Origin of the sequence: Ulvibacterium sp. (genome assembly GCF_965248315.1) — a bacterium.
In the GTDB taxonomy this organism is placed as follows: Bacteria; Bacteroidota; Bacteroidia; order Flavobacteriales; family Flavobacteriaceae; genus Ulvibacterium.
The window spans coordinates 1,864,105-1,879,766 of the sequence record NZ_CBDFIX010000002.1 but is presented as its reverse complement, the minus strand read 5'-3'; the positions used below and the strand labels follow the sequence as shown (position 1 = coordinate 1,879,766).

13 protein-coding genes are annotated in these 15,662 nt (G+C 40.7%); 5 read left to right on the top strand and 8 right to left on the bottom strand.

All coding sequences use genetic code 11. The annotated features are described in order from the left end of the window. The first annotated feature begins 101 nt into the window (after positions 1–101). Positions 102–863 carry a hypothetical protein gene (locus ACP2AF_RS09570; protein ID WP_425235945.1) on the top strand — a complete coding sequence of 254 codons (762 nt, stop codon included), beginning with the start codon at positions 102–104 and terminating at the stop codon, positions 861–863. A gap of 143 nt (positions 864–1,006) precedes the next feature. Further along, positions 1,007–1,747 carry a 23S rRNA (guanosine(2251)-2'-O)-methyltransferase RlmB gene (gene rlmB, locus ACP2AF_RS09565; RefSeq protein WP_425235944.1) on the top strand — a complete coding sequence of 247 codons (741 nt, stop codon included), beginning with the start codon at positions 1,007–1,009 and terminating at the stop codon, positions 1,745–1,747. 36 nt (positions 1,748–1,783) lie between these two features. On the opposite strand, the gene ACP2AF_RS09560 is transcribed toward rlmB, so the two are convergent. Continuing rightward, positions 1,784–2,527, bottom strand: a complete 744-nt coding sequence (locus ACP2AF_RS09560; protein ID WP_425235943.1) for a rhomboid family intramembrane serine protease — start codon at positions 2,525–2,527, stop codon at positions 1,784–1,786. A 91-nt stretch (positions 2,528–2,618) separates the two neighbouring features. Here ACP2AF_RS09560 and ACP2AF_RS09555 point away from each other — a divergent pair, with 91 nt between their 5' ends. After that, on the top strand, positions 2,619–3,896 hold the full coding sequence (locus ACP2AF_RS09555; protein ID WP_425238025.1) for a replication-associated recombination protein A: 1,278 nt from the start codon (positions 2,619–2,621) through the stop codon (positions 3,894–3,896). Between the two features lie 11 nt (positions 3,897–3,907). Here ACP2AF_RS09555 and ACP2AF_RS09550 read toward each other — a convergent pair whose 3' ends face one another. The 7 genes from ACP2AF_RS09550 to ACP2AF_RS09520 all read right to left on the bottom strand — a co-directional run bounded on the left by ACP2AF_RS09550 (position 3,908) and on the right by ACP2AF_RS09520 (position 11,572). Beyond that, a complete protein-coding gene (locus ACP2AF_RS09550) occupies positions 3,908–4,873 on the bottom strand; it encodes a hypothetical protein (protein ID WP_425235942.1) in 966 nt (321 codons plus the stop codon). A gap of 90 nt (positions 4,874–4,963) precedes the next feature. Then, on the bottom strand, positions 4,964–6,325 hold the full coding sequence (locus tag ACP2AF_RS09545) for a DUF5723 family protein (protein WP_425235941.1): 1,362 nt from the start codon (positions 6,323–6,325) through the stop codon (positions 4,964–4,966). A gap of 68 nt (positions 6,326–6,393) precedes the next feature. Beyond that, positions 6,394–6,879, bottom strand: coding sequence for a hypothetical protein (locus tag ACP2AF_RS09540; RefSeq protein WP_425235940.1), 486 nt, complete (start codon positions 6,877–6,879; stop codon positions 6,394–6,396). Positions 6,880–6,993: 114 nt separating this feature from the next. Next, on the bottom strand, positions 6,994–7,683 hold the full coding sequence (locus ACP2AF_RS09535) for a YjjG family noncanonical pyrimidine nucleotidase (RefSeq protein ID WP_425235939.1): 690 nt from the start codon (positions 7,681–7,683) through the stop codon (positions 6,994–6,996). Continuing rightward, positions 7,676–8,971: a polysaccharide deacetylase family protein gene (locus tag ACP2AF_RS09530; RefSeq protein WP_425235938.1), complete on the bottom strand. Its 1,296-nt coding sequence runs from the start codon at positions 8,969–8,971 to the stop codon at positions 7,676–7,678. Before ACP2AF_RS09530 ends, ACP2AF_RS09535 begins: the two co-directional genes overlap by 8 nt. Before the next feature lie 106 nt (positions 8,972–9,077). Then, positions 9,078–9,776 carry a RadC family protein gene (radC, locus tag ACP2AF_RS09525; RefSeq protein WP_425235937.1) on the bottom strand — a complete coding sequence of 233 codons (699 nt, stop codon included), beginning with the start codon at positions 9,774–9,776 and terminating at the stop codon, positions 9,078–9,080. Positions 9,777–10,213: 437 nt separating this feature from the next. Next, positions 10,214–11,572: a UDP-N-acetylmuramate--L-alanine ligase gene (locus tag ACP2AF_RS09520; protein WP_425235936.1), complete on the bottom strand. Its 1,359-nt coding sequence runs from the start codon at positions 11,570–11,572 to the stop codon at positions 10,214–10,216. 259 nt (positions 11,573–11,831) lie between these two features. Here ACP2AF_RS09520 and ACP2AF_RS09515 point away from each other — a divergent pair, with 259 nt between their 5' ends. Further along, positions 11,832–14,699: a gliding motility-associated C-terminal domain-containing protein gene (locus ACP2AF_RS09515; protein ID WP_425235935.1), complete on the top strand. Its 2,868-nt coding sequence runs from the start codon at positions 11,832–11,834 to the stop codon at positions 14,697–14,699. Between the two features lie 13 nt (positions 14,700–14,712). Beyond that, positions 14,713–15,660 carry a PorP/SprF family type IX secretion system membrane protein gene (locus ACP2AF_RS09510; protein ID WP_425235934.1) on the top strand — a complete coding sequence of 316 codons (948 nt, stop codon included), beginning with the start codon at positions 14,713–14,715 and terminating at the stop codon, positions 15,658–15,660. The last annotated feature ends 2 nt before the right edge of the window (positions 15,661–15,662 follow it).

The following is a 15,662-nucleotide window of genomic DNA, read 5'->3' as shown; positions in this document are numbered from 1 at the left end:
CTAAACTCCATTTTAGCTAAAAAGAAATCATAAATTTCCAGATACCGGCCGAAAGTATGAAAAAACAGGTTTCTTCTTCAAGGCCTATGACATGACAAAAAATGAATAAGAAATTAGTATTGACCGTAGTATCTGCCATTTTTGGGTCTTCTGCACTTGGACAAACTGGGATACAGGCCAACCCTTCTGGAGATACGGAGAATAATTTTAGATTGGCAAATTACTTTCATAGTTTAAGCAATAAGCCAGAAGCCATTACAGCAGACCGGACCGTCGATTTAGCAGATATTGAAGGTTCCATGTATTACAACAAGGATTTTAGCCTTGGAAAGATTTATTATGCGAACAAACCCTTTAAAAGTATCCTTGCACGCTATAATGCCTATACTGACGAGATAGAAATCAAAAGGGATGACCGAGAACAAATGGAATCCCTTTTTAAGGGTGCCAAAGTTTCGTGTGAGATAAATGGGCATCGATTCATTTATTCCGATTACCGTAACAAGAAGGGAAATCTGGAAAATGGATATTTGGTCAAAGTTTTTTCTGGCAAGAAATACAATCTATACGAAAAAAAGTCCAAGGCATTTAAGGAAGGACAGCAGCCCGTAACCTCTTTGCATCTCCCTACTCCTGATAAATTTGTGGACAAATTAGATTTTTATATTGCAATAGATTCCGATGAAACACCCCAATTTTTTCCAGACTCCAGGAAAAAGCTCTCAACTGTATTTGAAGATGAAAAAATTGGTGTTTTGAAGACCTTCATTAAAAAGAATGAGATAGATTTAAGCAAAAAGGAAGATTTACAACGTCTACTTATGTATGCGGAAACGGTCACCGCTGAAGGTAAGGGTGTTTAAGTCATGCTTCCAAAGGTTTATTTTCAAATAAGGAATAATCCCCCAACACATAAAAAACTTTCAGAACATCCTGCTTCTTATAACACTATAATTATTTTTGGGACAAAAACTTGGGTCGGCAGTAATTCTTTACCTTTATGCCCATGCAAAAAACCGAAAAAATTTATGGAATACGTGCCGTTATCGAGGCAATACATACGGATGAGACCATTGACAAGGTTTTTTTACAAAAAGGACTGAAAGGGGACTTGTATCGGGAATTAGAAACTCTAATCCGAAAAAATGGAATAAACGCGGCATACGTTCCTATAGAAAAACTAAACCGGCTTACAAAAGGAAACCATCAGGGTGTGATAGCACATATATCCCCTATTTCTTTTTTCGGATTGGAAGAACTTATAGAAGGGGCGCTCAATACCAAAAAGCAACCTCTCTTTCTTTTACTGGACCAAATTTCGGATGTCAGAAATTTTGGAGCTATCATACGAACTGCGGAATGCACAGGGGTAGACGGCATTATAGTCCCGAGTAAGGGGGCTGCCCCGGTAACCTCGGATACGATTAAAACCTCGGCCGGAGCAGCCTTTAAAGTTCCTATAGCCAAAGTAAATCATATTAAGGATGCCATCTTTTATTTACAGGCTTCGGGTGTAAAAGTTGTGGCTGCTACGGAAAAAACCGAAAACTCTATTTATGATGTTTCATTCAAAGGGCCCTGTTCTATTGTAATGGGGTCAGAAGGAATGGGAATTTCCCCTTCAACCCTCAAGTCCGTGAATGAAAAAGCTAAATTACCCATGATGGGGGAAATAGGGTCCTTAAATGTCTCCGTTGCCTGCGGGGTTTTTTTATATGAAGTTATACGTCAAAGAAGTTTGTCCTAAAAAGGGTCAAGTGGCCTTGTACCTTTTATCCCGATTCTATTCACTGCCTTTGTCCTTGAGTTCCTTTTTTAAGTGGTAAGTAATCCGAAGAGCCTCATTTTCATAATCCCGAGATTCTTTTTTCTCGACAAAATTTCCATTTTCATCAAATTGTTGCAAAAACTCATCCTCTTCCTCATTATAATCTTCCTTTTCCCAATCAAATTTTTTGGGCAATGGTATTTCCGCTTTTATAAAGATGGCTAATAAAAGTCCGGTTACGAAACCTCCCAAATGTCCTTCCCAGGAAATTCCGTCCCTAACCGGAAAAATATACCACAACAGGCTGCCATAAATAAATACCACAATAAGTGAAAGCGCAACCAAGCGATAGTACTTGGAAAAAATACCCTTAAAAAAAATAAAACTGGCCAAGACATAAATAACACCACTAGCCCCAATATGAAAAGAAGACCTACCTATTATCCAGGTTAACAAACCTGATAAAAATATCCCCCAAAACAAAACCCTTAAGGCTATCTTACGATAAAAAAAGAAAAGTGATGCCGTAAGCACAGCCAAAGGTATTGTATTATTGTAAAGATGCTCCACTGAACCGTGAATGAAAGGGCTAAGGAAAATGCCCTTTAAACCGGAAAACGTTCTTGGATAGACCCCATATTCGTTAAGGTTAATATGAAAACGTAATTCCATCAAAAAGATGGTCCAAATAGACAATATGGCCAAAAGAGGTACTACGACCACCTGATTGGAAAACTTAAAATACTGTTGCTCGGACATACTATAAAATTAGCTCATTTAACTCAATAAGTCGGCCATATCGCTAAAAGCTGAAAGATTGTCATCTGGAATTTTGTTCTATTTTTATGGTATGAACGCACCATTGGCAGAACGGGTACGACCTAAAAGTTTGGATGAATACATAAGTCAAAACCACTTGGTAGGTGAAAATGGTTCGCTTACCCTTCAGATAAAAAAAGGAATCATACCCTCATTAATTTTTTGGGGGCCTCCAGGGACTGGTAAAACGACCTTGGCAAACATCATTGCCAACGAAAGTCAGCGGCCGTTTTATACCCTAAGTGCTATTAACAGTGGTGTAAAGGATATACGGGAGGTTATCGATAAGGCCAAACAAAGTGGAGGACTCTTTACTTCCAAGAACCCCATTCTCTTCATTGACGAAATCCACCGTTTTAGCAAATCCCAACAGGATTCCCTTTTGGCAGCCGTAGAGAAAGGTTGGGTGACGCTTATAGGCGCAACAACCGAAAATCCCAGTTTTGAGGTAATTCCAGCCTTATTGTCGCGTTGCCAGGTTTATGTCTTAAACCCTTTTGGAAAAGAAGATCTGGAAGCACTTCTACAAAGGGCAATGGAACAGGACGAACTCCTGAAGAGTAAAAAAATAAAATTAGGGGAAACAGAAGCCCTTTTGCGCCTGTCCGGTGGAGATGGCCGCAAACTTCTTAATATTTTTGAACTTGTTGTACATTCCGAAGAAACCGATAGTTTAACAATAACCGATGCCCTTGTTATGGGCAAAGTTCAAAAAAACACGGTCTTATATGATAAAACGGGGGAACAGCACTATGACATTATTTCGGCTTTTATTAAATCGATTCGAGGAAGTGACCCTAACGGGACGGTCTATTGGTTAGCCCGGATGATCGAGGGTGGTGAGGATGTAAAGTTCATCGCCCGACGGATGCTCATTTCGGCCTCCGAGGATATTGGCCTTGCCAATCCGACAGCACTTGTCATTGCCAATTCCACATTTCAGGCCGTGACCACTATTGGCTATCCTGAAGCACGAATCATCTTAAGCCAATGTGCTATTTACCTAGCAACATCTCCAAAAAGTAATGCGAGCTATGCAGCAGTTGGGAAAGCGCAGCAGGTTGTAAAACAGACAGGTGATCTTTCTGTACCGTTAGCCTTACGTAATGCTCCTACCAAATTAATGAAGGATTTGGGTTATGGGGAGGAATATAAGTATGCACACGACTATGAAAACAATTTTGTGTCCCTGGAATTTTTACCAGACGAGCTTTCAGGAACCACATTTTATAAGCCGGGTAACAACCAACGTGAAAGGGGCATTAAGGAGTTTTTAAAAAACCGATGGAAGGATAAATATGATGTTTAATGTTAAGAAAGTTAAAATTTGACATTCAATTCATCGGTGATGCGATTTCCCCCTTTATAATATTCAAAGAACCACTTCCCGTCCTCTGTATAGACCATCCCATTTTTGTTTTCCATCTTAGCATGATAAACACCCTGAACCGAACTTTCGAAAAGTTTCATTCGTATTTTAGGCGTGCTATCGACCAATTGATATCCATTGGGTAATTCTTGGGCATACCAGATATCTTTAGCTTCGTTTATGTCAGAAGTCCTTTTTGCAGAATTCATATCCGCTTTTGATATGTTGGATGATACCGGTTGTCTATTTTCATAGCTCTGTTCTTCTGAGGTGGCTACTTGTTGGATCGTTTCCTGCTCGCTTTCCACTTTCTTTATAATATCCGATTCTACGGGTCTTAAATCTTTATAGCTTTGTTCCTCTAAGGTAGCTTTTTCTTGTACCGTTGGATCCTGCCGAGTACTTAATCCAAGACTAGTTTCCGTGTTCCCTTCCAGTTTTTTTACATCGTTCTTAAAACTTACCGTGACGGGTTCCGATTTAGTGGATGCACCATTGTACCGGTAATCCATATTTTCCAAAGAAACAAAAGCACCCCTTAGGGCTTCATTGTAAGAGGCTACGAATTCTTTCAATCTACTTTTACCTTGAATTGTGGTAAACACCTCTTCGGATCTACAATCCTTTAGTACAAGGGCAACCTTCGTAGTAAACATGGAAGAATCATCCTGAAGTCCTACCAAAAGACCCAGACATCTATCCTCATAAAGTTCAACGGGCATTTCGTCCTCATAAACGGGCTCAAAACCATTTTTGGCAAACAAATGCTTTATGAACGTACTGGTCTGGTACTGGTTCTCTCTTTTGAAGGAATCGAACTTCTTGGGGACGATGATATATTTATAATCGTTTAAATCCGTTTGTGCCATACTTATATAGCTCGATATGAGCAAAAGGGTCAATAGTAATCGTTTCACAAGTAATCCTTTTGAGATTTATGGTATTGTGTAATGAAAAAAACGTGCCAAAGAGATATTCTCGAAGTTGAGGCCCACTTCACAATCCCATTAATTTTTGCCCCAAGATATGATATTTAATCCTAATTGGAAAGAAGCGTAATGGGTGTCCGCTACATTTCTATAAGCCAAAAGATTATCGGCCATTAGATATAAATTTACAGGGCCTGCCTGTATACTTACCCCAAGTCCAATATTGGAATAGGAAAACTTATCTACGGTATATGTAGTTTTGGCGGTCAAAACATTCCCGAAACGTCTTAGATAAAAAGCCGTAAGTGCGGTTTGTGGTCCACGGGGCCTGTTAATCATATAGAGCTGCCCCCCAAAACTATTGGAATATCTGTAACGCGCTCCGTTACCTCCTTTAACTACAGTATTGCAATCACAAATTTCCCTGGACTCCAAATGTTCTCCAAAATCACGACGAATGGAGGCATATAGTTTGGTGGGCCTAAAGGTGACATACCCCTTTGTGTCATCCTCAAAAGGCACCAAAGCTTCCACTTCATCGACCAAATCTTGCCAAAAATCCGCATCGGGATCTGAAAGGGCGTCGGGAAGTATTATCTCTACTCCTTCTACGGTGGCCGCACCGTTCAATGTATAGGTTTGCACATCATTGGTATGGTAGATGAACCCCAAGTCCAAAAGACTTCCTGTAATTACAGTTTGCTCGTTAAGATTATAGGAAAATCCCAAGTCCAAACCCAATCCAAGGTTCCCACCAAAGAAACCACGTTTCATAATAGTACTGGCCAGGTTTCCATTATCCTCGGCATCTTCCAATTCAGAGATACCGGACGTCCGTAGCTTCATATCGGCATCAAGGGTACTAGCCAAAAGATTGTTTTGGCCTTCCCTGGTCACAAAAAAACCCTTGTTCCGGGTTGAGTTAAAATCAAAAATACTGGAATATATTTTTCCCCTGGCCCCAACAACAAGTCGATTATCCACTCTTTTGTTGATGCCAAAATGGAATACATTAACCATTTCACCTCGAGTTTTTAAGTGGCTCAAGTCAAACTCTTGATTTAAACGATCTGCATTTCCTTCAAAGGCGAGAATGGCATAATCCTTAAACCAATAACCGATCGCGTCTCCTTCGTTATAAATTCCAAATGAATAAAAATAATCTGGATTTCTTCCCCTGAAACCACCACTTAAAAGCTCTAGTTGAAAGGTGCCACTGAGTTCATCCCGTATATTCATCCCATTAATGGCCCTATCCCTTACCTTATCGTTAATGTCCAGTCCATCATCCGCAAAAATGTCATTCACTGTAATTCCACTAGACCCTCCTTGTAAAGATATCCCCGATAACGTTGGAATACCAGCATACCATTGAAAGTCGGTCTTAACCCCAGGATTGACCATTAAGGATTGGGGAACATCGGTGAAGTCATACAGCAACTGCTTATTTTGAGTATACGCACAGCAGCAAGCCCAAAAAATGGTTGCAAAAAATAAGTGTCGAATTCTCATTTTATGCGAACCCTAAATTTTCCACTTGACTTTAAAGTAACCATGGGATCCGGGAGTGTGGAAGTACTAGTAGAATCCCCCAAATTTGTTCCACTTAACCTTATACCGGAAGTGTTTCTAATAATGTCTATACTGCGACCTGCGTTGCCATAGGCTATCTCCCTACGTAGAACTGCTGTAGGGGCGGGATCCATGGAAAAGGATTCCACATCAAGTACATTGCCGTCCTCGTCCAAAAATTCGATGGTCAGGTCCAGTCTTTTGCTTGTTGTATTTTCCACGTCGTATGTAAGCACACCATCTAATACTCTTTCCGAGAAAATATCCTCGGCAAAGGCATCAAAATTAAATTCTTGGGAATAAAAGTTGGTACCGCCGGCGCCATTGATTACACTTTCCGGGGTTTCTAGATAAACGATACTGGCTTCATAGGTAGGAACAATGTCCAAATCATCATACTGGTCAAAATCTTGTTTCTCCATACATGATGAGAAAATTAAAGCCGATAGCAGCCCTAATAAAGTGTATTTACGTAGTTTTCCCATTTATGCCAAAAGCTGAGCCTCCAAATACAAGGCATATCAACCTATATAACTCTATAAAAAGGATTTTATTTCACGTAAATCATGAATCATTTCGCAAAATTCGTGCTGTGGTTCATTATGCACGTTAAAATGCAAGGTATGAAGTCCAACTCCCTTGGCCCCGAGGATATCCGCCTCCAGACTATCGCCAATCATAAGTGCTTTTTGGGGCGATACGTTTGCCTTCTGAAGTGCTAATTGAAATATTATGGGATTCGGTTTTTTTACCCCTGCCATTTCAGAATTAATAATGTGGGCAAAGTAGTCCGATATATTGGAATTTCTCAACTTTTTTTCCTGTATTTCCTGAAAACCATTCGTGATGATATGAAGGTTATATTTCGGTTTTAGATATTCCAAAACCTCAATGGTATTTGGGAAAAGATGGTTGTAGTTGGATAAATGTGCAATGTACTCCTCGGAAAGCAGGTTTATGGTTTCATCAGGTACGGGGTATTTTAGGGCATCAAAAACGGTCTTCAATCGCTGATAACGCAGCTCTGATTTGGTTATTCTCTCTTCCCTATACAGTTTCCAAAACGCCAAATTGGTGGGTATGTAGATTTCCAAAAAATCCGAAAGTTCTACCTCAACCTGATTTTCCATCAGTATTTTTTCAAAGGTCAAGGCAGAATTCTTTTCAAAATCCCAAAGGGTATGATCTAAATCGAAAAAAACGTCGGTTACGATATCCCTAAACATGATATTCTTTTAATACATCGCCATATAAGCGTTTCCAATCTACGTCATGATCCTCCCCCAACAGCTCATTGGAGAAAACAGTAATGAAATGTCCTTTTACTTTTTTTACCAAAGCGTATAACATTCCTATTTTTTCTAGTATTTCAGTTTTGTTTTTGTGGTTTAGAAAGGCATAATCATGTATGGCAAAAGGATATAACTTAACGGGCTGTTGTATTTCCAAATTCACATCATAAAAATAAAAAGGTGTACAGGTTCCCGCTCTAAAACCTATCTCATGGGTATAGCCCATTGTATAATCGTCCGTAAATTCGGCCTCTACCAAATTCCTATACGTATTGGGAACGTCTACCCTATTGTAGCGCATTCGGGTACAATTTACAGGTCTGTTTATAACATCTTCCAAACGTTTTTTTTCTGTTTTCAATACCTCGGTTTCGTTAAAAGAACTATAGGAAGCAGCCAACGAAACTTTGCTATAGTCCGCAATGGATTTTATTAAAGATCGAAACCTATTGTTGTTTGGGGATACATTTTTATCATAGGTGGAATAGGAAGCAAATTGAAAAAAGAATATACTATTTATGTCATATTTTTTGTGCATCTCAACCAAAAATCCAAAATTGTTATAAGGGTCCTTTGAAGGTTTAAACCAAACCGCTATACGCTGAAAGACCCTTTTTAACTTGAACTGTCCCAGATCTAGGAAAAATCCGGCTAAACTTCGTACAAAACCTCTATGGGCAAAGCAATGCGAACTAGTTATGTCCAAAATTGAGGTATACCTGTATGACCTTTGCTTATTTTTAATATCTGGAAACCTCTCCAAAAGACCTTCCAACAATTTAAAGGCCCATAGATCTACTACAGGCTGCCTTAAAAAATTATTACTATAGGCAATACTGTCCTTGGGTGAGAATCGTCCGTGAATGTCCTTAACATGGGGGAGGTATTCCTCGTAACGACTAAGAAGATAGAAACTTGCAGAAAAAATATCGAAGGGAATATTACTACGCTCCCCGGAAGAAAAAAAACAGGGAATACCGTCCCAATCCCCTACGGTAATCTCAAAATCGTTGATGCCCTGCTCAAATAACAGGTCGTTGTTCCTAACAAAAAATTCATTTTGTAGGGCCTGTTTGGTATAGGTAATCTTTGGTCCGGTATGTTTGATGAAGTCTTCTACCTTCGTGGTAAATAAAACTTCAATTCCCAAGATACGCGTAAAAATATGCTTCATAATATAGCTGAAGCGCGGAGTGATTTTATGCGTGTAGATAAGTAACATACTCTTTAAAATTTCTTTATGGAAAGCCGTAGGCCTCTACTTTTGTTTCATCCCATTATTCCAATTTAAATTGGGAGTCCCAAACCTAAGAAACCCACAACGATCCTTACAGTAATTTTTCATCGGCAAAACTTAAATAATCTTTCTGGACAATAATTAAATGATCCAATACCTTTAGATCAAGGGCAGCGGCGGCCAATTGCAATTTTTGCGTAACCTCTTGATCTGCCTTGCTAGCCCTTACGTTTCCGGACGGATGATTATGGGCCAATATTAAGGCCACGGCACCCAACTCCAAAGCTTGTCTCATCACCAGACGCACATCGACCAAAGTACCTGTAATACCTCCTTTACTTAACTGGGCCATGTGCAGGACCTTATTCGCATTGTTCAGGTATAGAATCCAAAACTCTTCATGTTCCAACTCTCCCATTGTAGGGTGTAGCAATTCAAAAGCATCCCTACTACTACCAATTTTTGAAATCTTCGGTCCCTGCTCTCCTCTCCGTCTTCTCCCAATTTCCAGGGCCGCAGCTATGGTTACGGCCTTTGCCCCACCGATCCCTTTAAACTTCGTTAATTGTTTTGTAGATAGCTTTCCAAGTTCGTTCAGGTTATTGCCCACAGATGCCAAAATACGTTTGGAGAGTTCTACGGCACTCTCATTTCTGCTACCGGATCCGATAAGTATGGCAATCAACTCCGCATCGGAAAGTGCCAACCTACCCTTTTGCAAGAGTTTTTCCCGTGGTTTGTCGTCATCTGCCCAATATTTTATGGAAAAAGTAGTTGGTTTTTCTTGCATTTGCTAAAGATAATGAACTAAAGTTTTTATCCCCGGCATCCCTCGAAAAATCAATCGAAAAAAATCGCTACGACAACAAAAGATGTTCAATGAACCAGCAGAAGTACATTATGCTTTTTTAAATGTTTGAATCAACAGGAATCTCAGCACGTAGGGGGTAGTATTCGATAGGGAACAAGGTTAAAAAGGATCATCATCGGATGGGATATCGCGCTCTTCCAAATGGTTCCTGGTATCATATAACGTTCTATCCTCTTCCATAATGGCATTGGATATCCCTAGCATAACAGCGATTAAAACTATGGAAGTCTTACGTCTAAATGTTCTAAACAGACGATTTAATATAGCGTATAGTTTTATACCTAACATACTACCCGTAGGTCAAAACCTATTCCAACCTAGGGCTACATGACAAATCTTCCATTCTAAATCAAATATCAACTGGAAACTTTTTTTCCAACCGCTTCCAAATCCAATCCTCCATAGTTTCCGGAACTCATCAGCAACAACACAGTATTTTCAAAATTTTGGTTAAAAACAAAATTCTGAAATTGGGATGCCTGTGTAAAAATTTTCAAATCATCTCGTTGGAAGGCCACTGTAACCTGATCTGGGGTTACTTCTTGCAAGCGTTTGATTTTTACGGACTCAGGCAAATAAAAAATAACGGCCACATCCGCAGCGTCCAAGGCCCCTTTATATCCTTTTAAAAATTCCGCATTGAAGCTACTGTAGGTATGTAATTCCAAACAGGCCACTAATCGCCGGTCCGGATATTGTTCCTTCACAGCTTTAGTAGTAGCGGATACCTTGCTAGGTGAATGTGCAAAATCCTTATAGACCACACTGGAAGTACCTTCTGCTATTTTTTCCAATCGTTTTGAAGCTCCCTTAAAGGTGGCTATGGCTTCATAAAAGTCGTCTTCATCGACACCCATATTTTGGCAAATCCATTTAGCCCCGGCAAGATTGCTAAGGTTGTGTTTTCCAAAGACTTCAATAGGCATGGCTCCCTCAGGGGTATCCAACAACGTTTGGCCGTCCTTAACGGAATACGACGGGGTATGATAGGGCAATTTTCGAATAGAATTCTCCGATGTCTCAACCACGTCTTTGACCTCCTTATCCTCTGCATTATAGGTTATACTTCCACCTTTTACGATACTGTCCACAAAAATCCGAAACTGTTCCACATAATTCTCAAAAGTGGGAAATACATTGATATGGTCCCAGGCAATACCGCTCAACAATGCAATATTGGGCTTATATAAATGAAATTTAGGTCGCCTGTCTATAGGTGAGGACAAGTATTCATCTCCCTCCAAAACTATAAAATCATTCTCCTCCGTTAAATGGACCATACGCTCAAACCCATCCAACTGGGCTCCAACCATATAATCAACCTCCCTGTCGTGATAATTCAGTACGTGTAAAATCATTGAAGTAATAGTGGTCTTTCCATGACTGCCTCCAATGACAACACGAGTCTTATTTTTAGATTGTTCGTATAAAAATTCGGGATAAGAGTAAATCCGTATTCCCAACTCCCGGGCATGTAACAATTCGGGATTATCCGATTTGGCATGCATGCCCAAGATAACGGCATCCAAATTAGCAGTTACTTTTTCGGGAAACCACCCAAATTCGTCTGGTAGCAAACCTTTTTCGCCCAATCGACTTTTAGAAGGTTCAAAAATAACATCGTCACTTCCGGTAACTATATGCCCCTTATGGTGAAGGGCCAAAGCCAAATTGTGCATGGCACTACCTCCTATGGCAATAAAATGGATATTCATAAATGCATAAAATATTACTCAAAGATAGCGATTGCTTTTAAAGGTATTAGGCCTAAAAAGTGAATTTCATAGGTCAAAAAACCCGCTGAAAAGTGCAAAAAAATCGATAAAATGCAATATACATCTTCTTCTTTTTAACAGTTTTAGTAAGGTTCACTCTTCATTATTCCATATTCACAACATTCTTTTCTTCAAGCTGCGTATCGCAAATACATTTGAAAGACCAGGTTAAACGTTCAAAGCTGTCAAAGAAACTAAAATGACCGACCACAATTTACCTAAGACCATTTTTTTATGGGCCTTGGTTCTTTTCTTATTGAGTTTTAGTCAAAACATTAGGGCACAATGTGCAGGTACCGATAATACGGTAACGGTCTGTGAGAAGGATACCGATATTGCCACACAGAATTATACGCTTTTCGATAAACTAAATGGGACCCCTACCCCAGGGGGTATTTGGTCCACCAATGATCCTGCCAATTTCTTCGCGTTAGATCGCACCAATGGCATCGTCAACCTTTGGGAAGTTAAAAACTCGGGAGTCCATCAGTTTACCTACACCAACGATGCTTGCGGAGAATCTGCCATCGTGACCATAAATCTAGGCGGATATCCTGGAGAAGATAATATAGATGGGAGCGCCGATGCGTGCGGGGATGATCCCGCTGTTAACTTACATAGCTATATTGGGGATGAAACCGAAGGGAAATTTCAGGATTTTAATGGAATTTGGGCCGCCGTTACTCCAGAAGCCATACCTCATTTGAATGAGAACTTTTTTGACGCCGATGCGGCAGGACCGGGTATTTACGAATTTACGCATACGGTACCCGTAGTAGATACTTGTCCCAGCCGTCAAGTGAGATTACTATTGGAAGTACAAAGGCCTGCAAATTCCGGCATCGGTTCAAATTTAGTGGTGTGTACAACCGATGATTTATCAAGTCTTACCAATTACGATCTAGACGCCCTATTGCTTGATGAGGATAGCAATGGCACTTGGTCCGAGGGACCCTTAACCAATGAGTTGGACGATCTTACCGATCACATCATAAATGTAGAGGCTATAAGGGATGCCAATAGTTCGGGTACATTTACGTTTAGGCATACTGTATTTCCTTCACATGCGGTCTGCACGGTAAATACCACCGCCGTGGACATAGTAATCCTTCCGGTTTTACAAGGCACTATGGCCACTGTCAATTATTGCGAAGGGCCTTCGGAGTATACCATTGAAATAACGGACTACGATACTGCCTTAATAGCAAGCGGAACCTATACGGCAACCTATTCCCTTACATCCGTTAGCGGTACCGAAACAGATTCGGCATCATTAACCCTAAACAATGATGGAACTGGGACCTTCCAAATTGATGCTAATCCCATAAACCTGAACGAACCCACTACCCTGACCATTACCTCCTTAGGCACAAACGTGTGTTCTGATATACAGGTCCCTCCCATTTTGTTTAGTGTGACCAATCCAACTGCCAACGCCATGGATAGTTGTGAAGGGGAAGGTTCTTCCGTAGACTTGACGAATATTTTTGATTCTTCGCAAAACAACGCCAACGGTACTTATGAACTTACCTATTCGCTCACTGCTCCTAGCGGAGCGAGCACCAATTTCGCTTTAAACGAGGTTTCCTTTAGTTCGGGAAATGCTACGTTCTCCATACCTGCTGCCCAAATCACCGAAACTGGGGAGTATGAAATAAGCCTGGATGTAGCGAGTGGATTTCCTTTAGATTGCCAAATAACGGATACATTCATGGTAACCCCTACTCCACCATCCATAGATTTGGGCCTTCTTGTAGACAATTCTTGTGATGCGACCAGAATCGATGTTACAGTAGATGCACCAGTCTTATCGGACGGTTCATATACCATTACTTATGACGTAACCCAAGTGAGTACGGGTCAGGTGGCCATTACCAATACCATAAACTTTGCGGGCGGCACAGCTTCCTATGAACTGGATGTGACTTCTCTTGAGCAGGGAAACTACACCGCCAGCGTACGAAGCACTCAGAACGATACAACACCATGTAGATTGGTATTCGATTTTGAGCTGAATGAAAACTTTGCTATAGAGGGTATACCGGCTATCCCTATAGCACAAGCACAACAAAGTTTATGCTTGAGCGCCATTGTACCGGATTTACCTACTTTGGAAGACATTGAAGTATCTGCTACAGGTGACATTTTGTTCTATGCTACCGAAACTGATATGGATATATTGCCATTGGATACCGAGTTGACTAACGGTGAGGATTACTTTATTTCGAACATCGATCCGATGAACAATTGTGAGGGTTCCGATAGAATACAGGTAACTATTACTCTGATAGACCCCATAGTACCAACTGCATCGGACTCCAATCCTCTCTTTTGTGCCTCGGATAATCCCACAGTGGGCAGTTTGGACGCGGTCATCTCAAGCGTATCTTCCGTAGTTTGGTTTGATTCGCCATCCGGAGGTAATGCTTTTGAAAACTCTGTAGCATTGGTAGATGGCCAAAGCTACTATGCGGCAACCGAAGGGGATGGCCAGTGTTTAAGTACGCAACGGTTGGAAATTATACCTGCGGTATTTGACCTTGAGCCCCCATCTTTGGAATTTACGAATCTCGCCCTATGCGGTCTGGACAATCCTACGGTTACTGATTTAAGGAATATTGAAAGCAACAATCCATTTGAGGTACTATGGTATACCAGTTCTGAAAATGGAAATCCATTGGCCAACGATGTGCTTCTAACAGAGGACACGATCTACTATGCGGAAAGTTTTAATCCTGATACAGGTTGTACAAATCCCGAACGTATTCCCATAGCGGTTGAATTGAGCAATTGCAATCCCGAGGATTACGGATTTTTTATTCCGGATGGATTCTCGCCCAATAACGATGGTAGGAACGACACTTTCTTTATACCCGATATTGAAGTGATATTTCCCGATTTTACTTTGGAAATCCTCAACAGGTACGGATCAACATTATTTAAGGGGGATAGAAACAATCCGGCATGGGATGGGGAGAAAGCTCCCAACGGTGTGTATTTCTATGTAATTGAATTCAATAAACAAGGAAATGCTCCCAAGCAGGGACGACTATACCTTAATCGCTAGACCAGATAGCAACATGAGAATATTGAAAAAAACAGTATACGTAAGTTTTGTTCTACTATTGGTCCAAATTGGCGTTTATGCACAACAAGATCCCCAATATACGCAGTACATGTACAACATGAACGTAATCAATCCGGCCTATACCACCAACGAGCCGGGAATATTGAATTTTGGTCTACTCTATCGCTCACAATGGAACGACGCAGTGGGTGCTCCAAAAACCCTGACTTTTTTCTCGCATATACCAATGAGTGAAAAGATGGAGATTGGACTATCCTTTATTTCAGATGATATTGGCGACGGGGCCCTGAAGGAAAATAATATTTATGCCGACTTTGCCTATATCCTAAAACTGGATGAAAAAAGTAATCTTTCCCTTGGGGTAAAGGGTGGAATAACCACTTTTGAAACGAGTTTTAATGGATTTATGCTCCCCGAATTCCAGGACGATCCCGCCTTTAATGAGAATCTAAACAATACCTTCCCAAATGTTGGGATAGGCGCCTTTTACCATCGGGGGAATTTCTATGCGGGCCTTTCCATACCTAATTTATTGACCTCCACCCATATTGAAAACAAAGATGGCATTAACCGTATCGGTTCCGAAGAAATACATACGTTCTTGACCTCCGGTTATGTATATGAACTAAATCCCAATCTTAAGATCAAACCTTCCGTAATGGCAAAAGTGGTAAAGGGCTCACCTCTTACCATGGATGTTTCGTTGAACGTGCTGTTCAACAATCGGTTTGAGGGAGGCTTGTCTTACCGTTTGGAAGACTCTGTAAGTGCCATGTTCAACTTATCCGTTCTACCGGCCCTTCGTATCGGGTATGCCTATGACTATACACTGTCCAACTTGAGCGATTTTAGTTCCGGGTCACACGAAATTTTTGTTCTTTTTGATCTAGACCTGTTGGGTATGGGAAAAGGATATGACAAATCTCCCCGATTCTACTAATT

Excerpts from the sequence above, each read along its gene's own strand:
- radC (WP_425235937.1), bottom strand. The coding sequence starts at position 9,776 with ATGCAAGAAAAACCAACTACTTTTTCCATAAAATATTGGGCAGATGAC.
- ACP2AF_RS09510 (WP_425235934.1), top strand. The coding sequence starts at position 14,713 with ATGAGAATATTGAAAAAAACAGTATACGTAAGTTTTGTTCTACTATTG.
- ACP2AF_RS09515 (WP_425235935.1), top strand. The coding sequence starts at position 11,832 with ATGACCGACCACAATTTACCTAAGACCATTTTTTTATGGGCCTTGGTT.
- rlmB (WP_425235944.1), top strand. The coding sequence starts at position 1,007 with ATGCAAAAAACCGAAAAAATTTATGGAATACGTGCCGTTATCGAGGCA.
- ACP2AF_RS09560 (WP_425235943.1), bottom strand. The coding sequence starts at position 2,527 with ATGTCCGAGCAACAGTATTTTAAGTTTTCCAATCAGGTGGTCGTAGTA.
- ACP2AF_RS09570 (WP_425235945.1), top strand. The coding sequence starts at position 102 with ATGAATAAGAAATTAGTATTGACCGTAGTATCTGCCATTTTTGGGTCT.
- ACP2AF_RS09555 (WP_425238025.1), top strand. The coding sequence starts at position 2,619 with ATGAACGCACCATTGGCAGAACGGGTACGACCTAAAAGTTTGGATGAA.
- ACP2AF_RS09535 (WP_425235939.1), bottom strand. The coding sequence starts at position 7,683 with ATGTTTAGGGATATCGTAACCGACGTTTTTTTCGATTTAGATCATACC.
- ACP2AF_RS09540 (WP_425235940.1), bottom strand. The coding sequence starts at position 6,879 with ATGGAGAAACAAGATTTTGACCAGTATGATGATTTGGACATTGTTCCT.
- ACP2AF_RS09520 (WP_425235936.1), bottom strand. The coding sequence starts at position 11,572 with ATGAATATCCATTTTATTGCCATAGGAGGTAGTGCCATGCACAATTTG.
- ACP2AF_RS09530 (WP_425235938.1), bottom strand. The coding sequence starts at position 8,971 with ATGTTACTTATCTACACGCATAAAATCACTCCGCGCTTCAGCTATATT.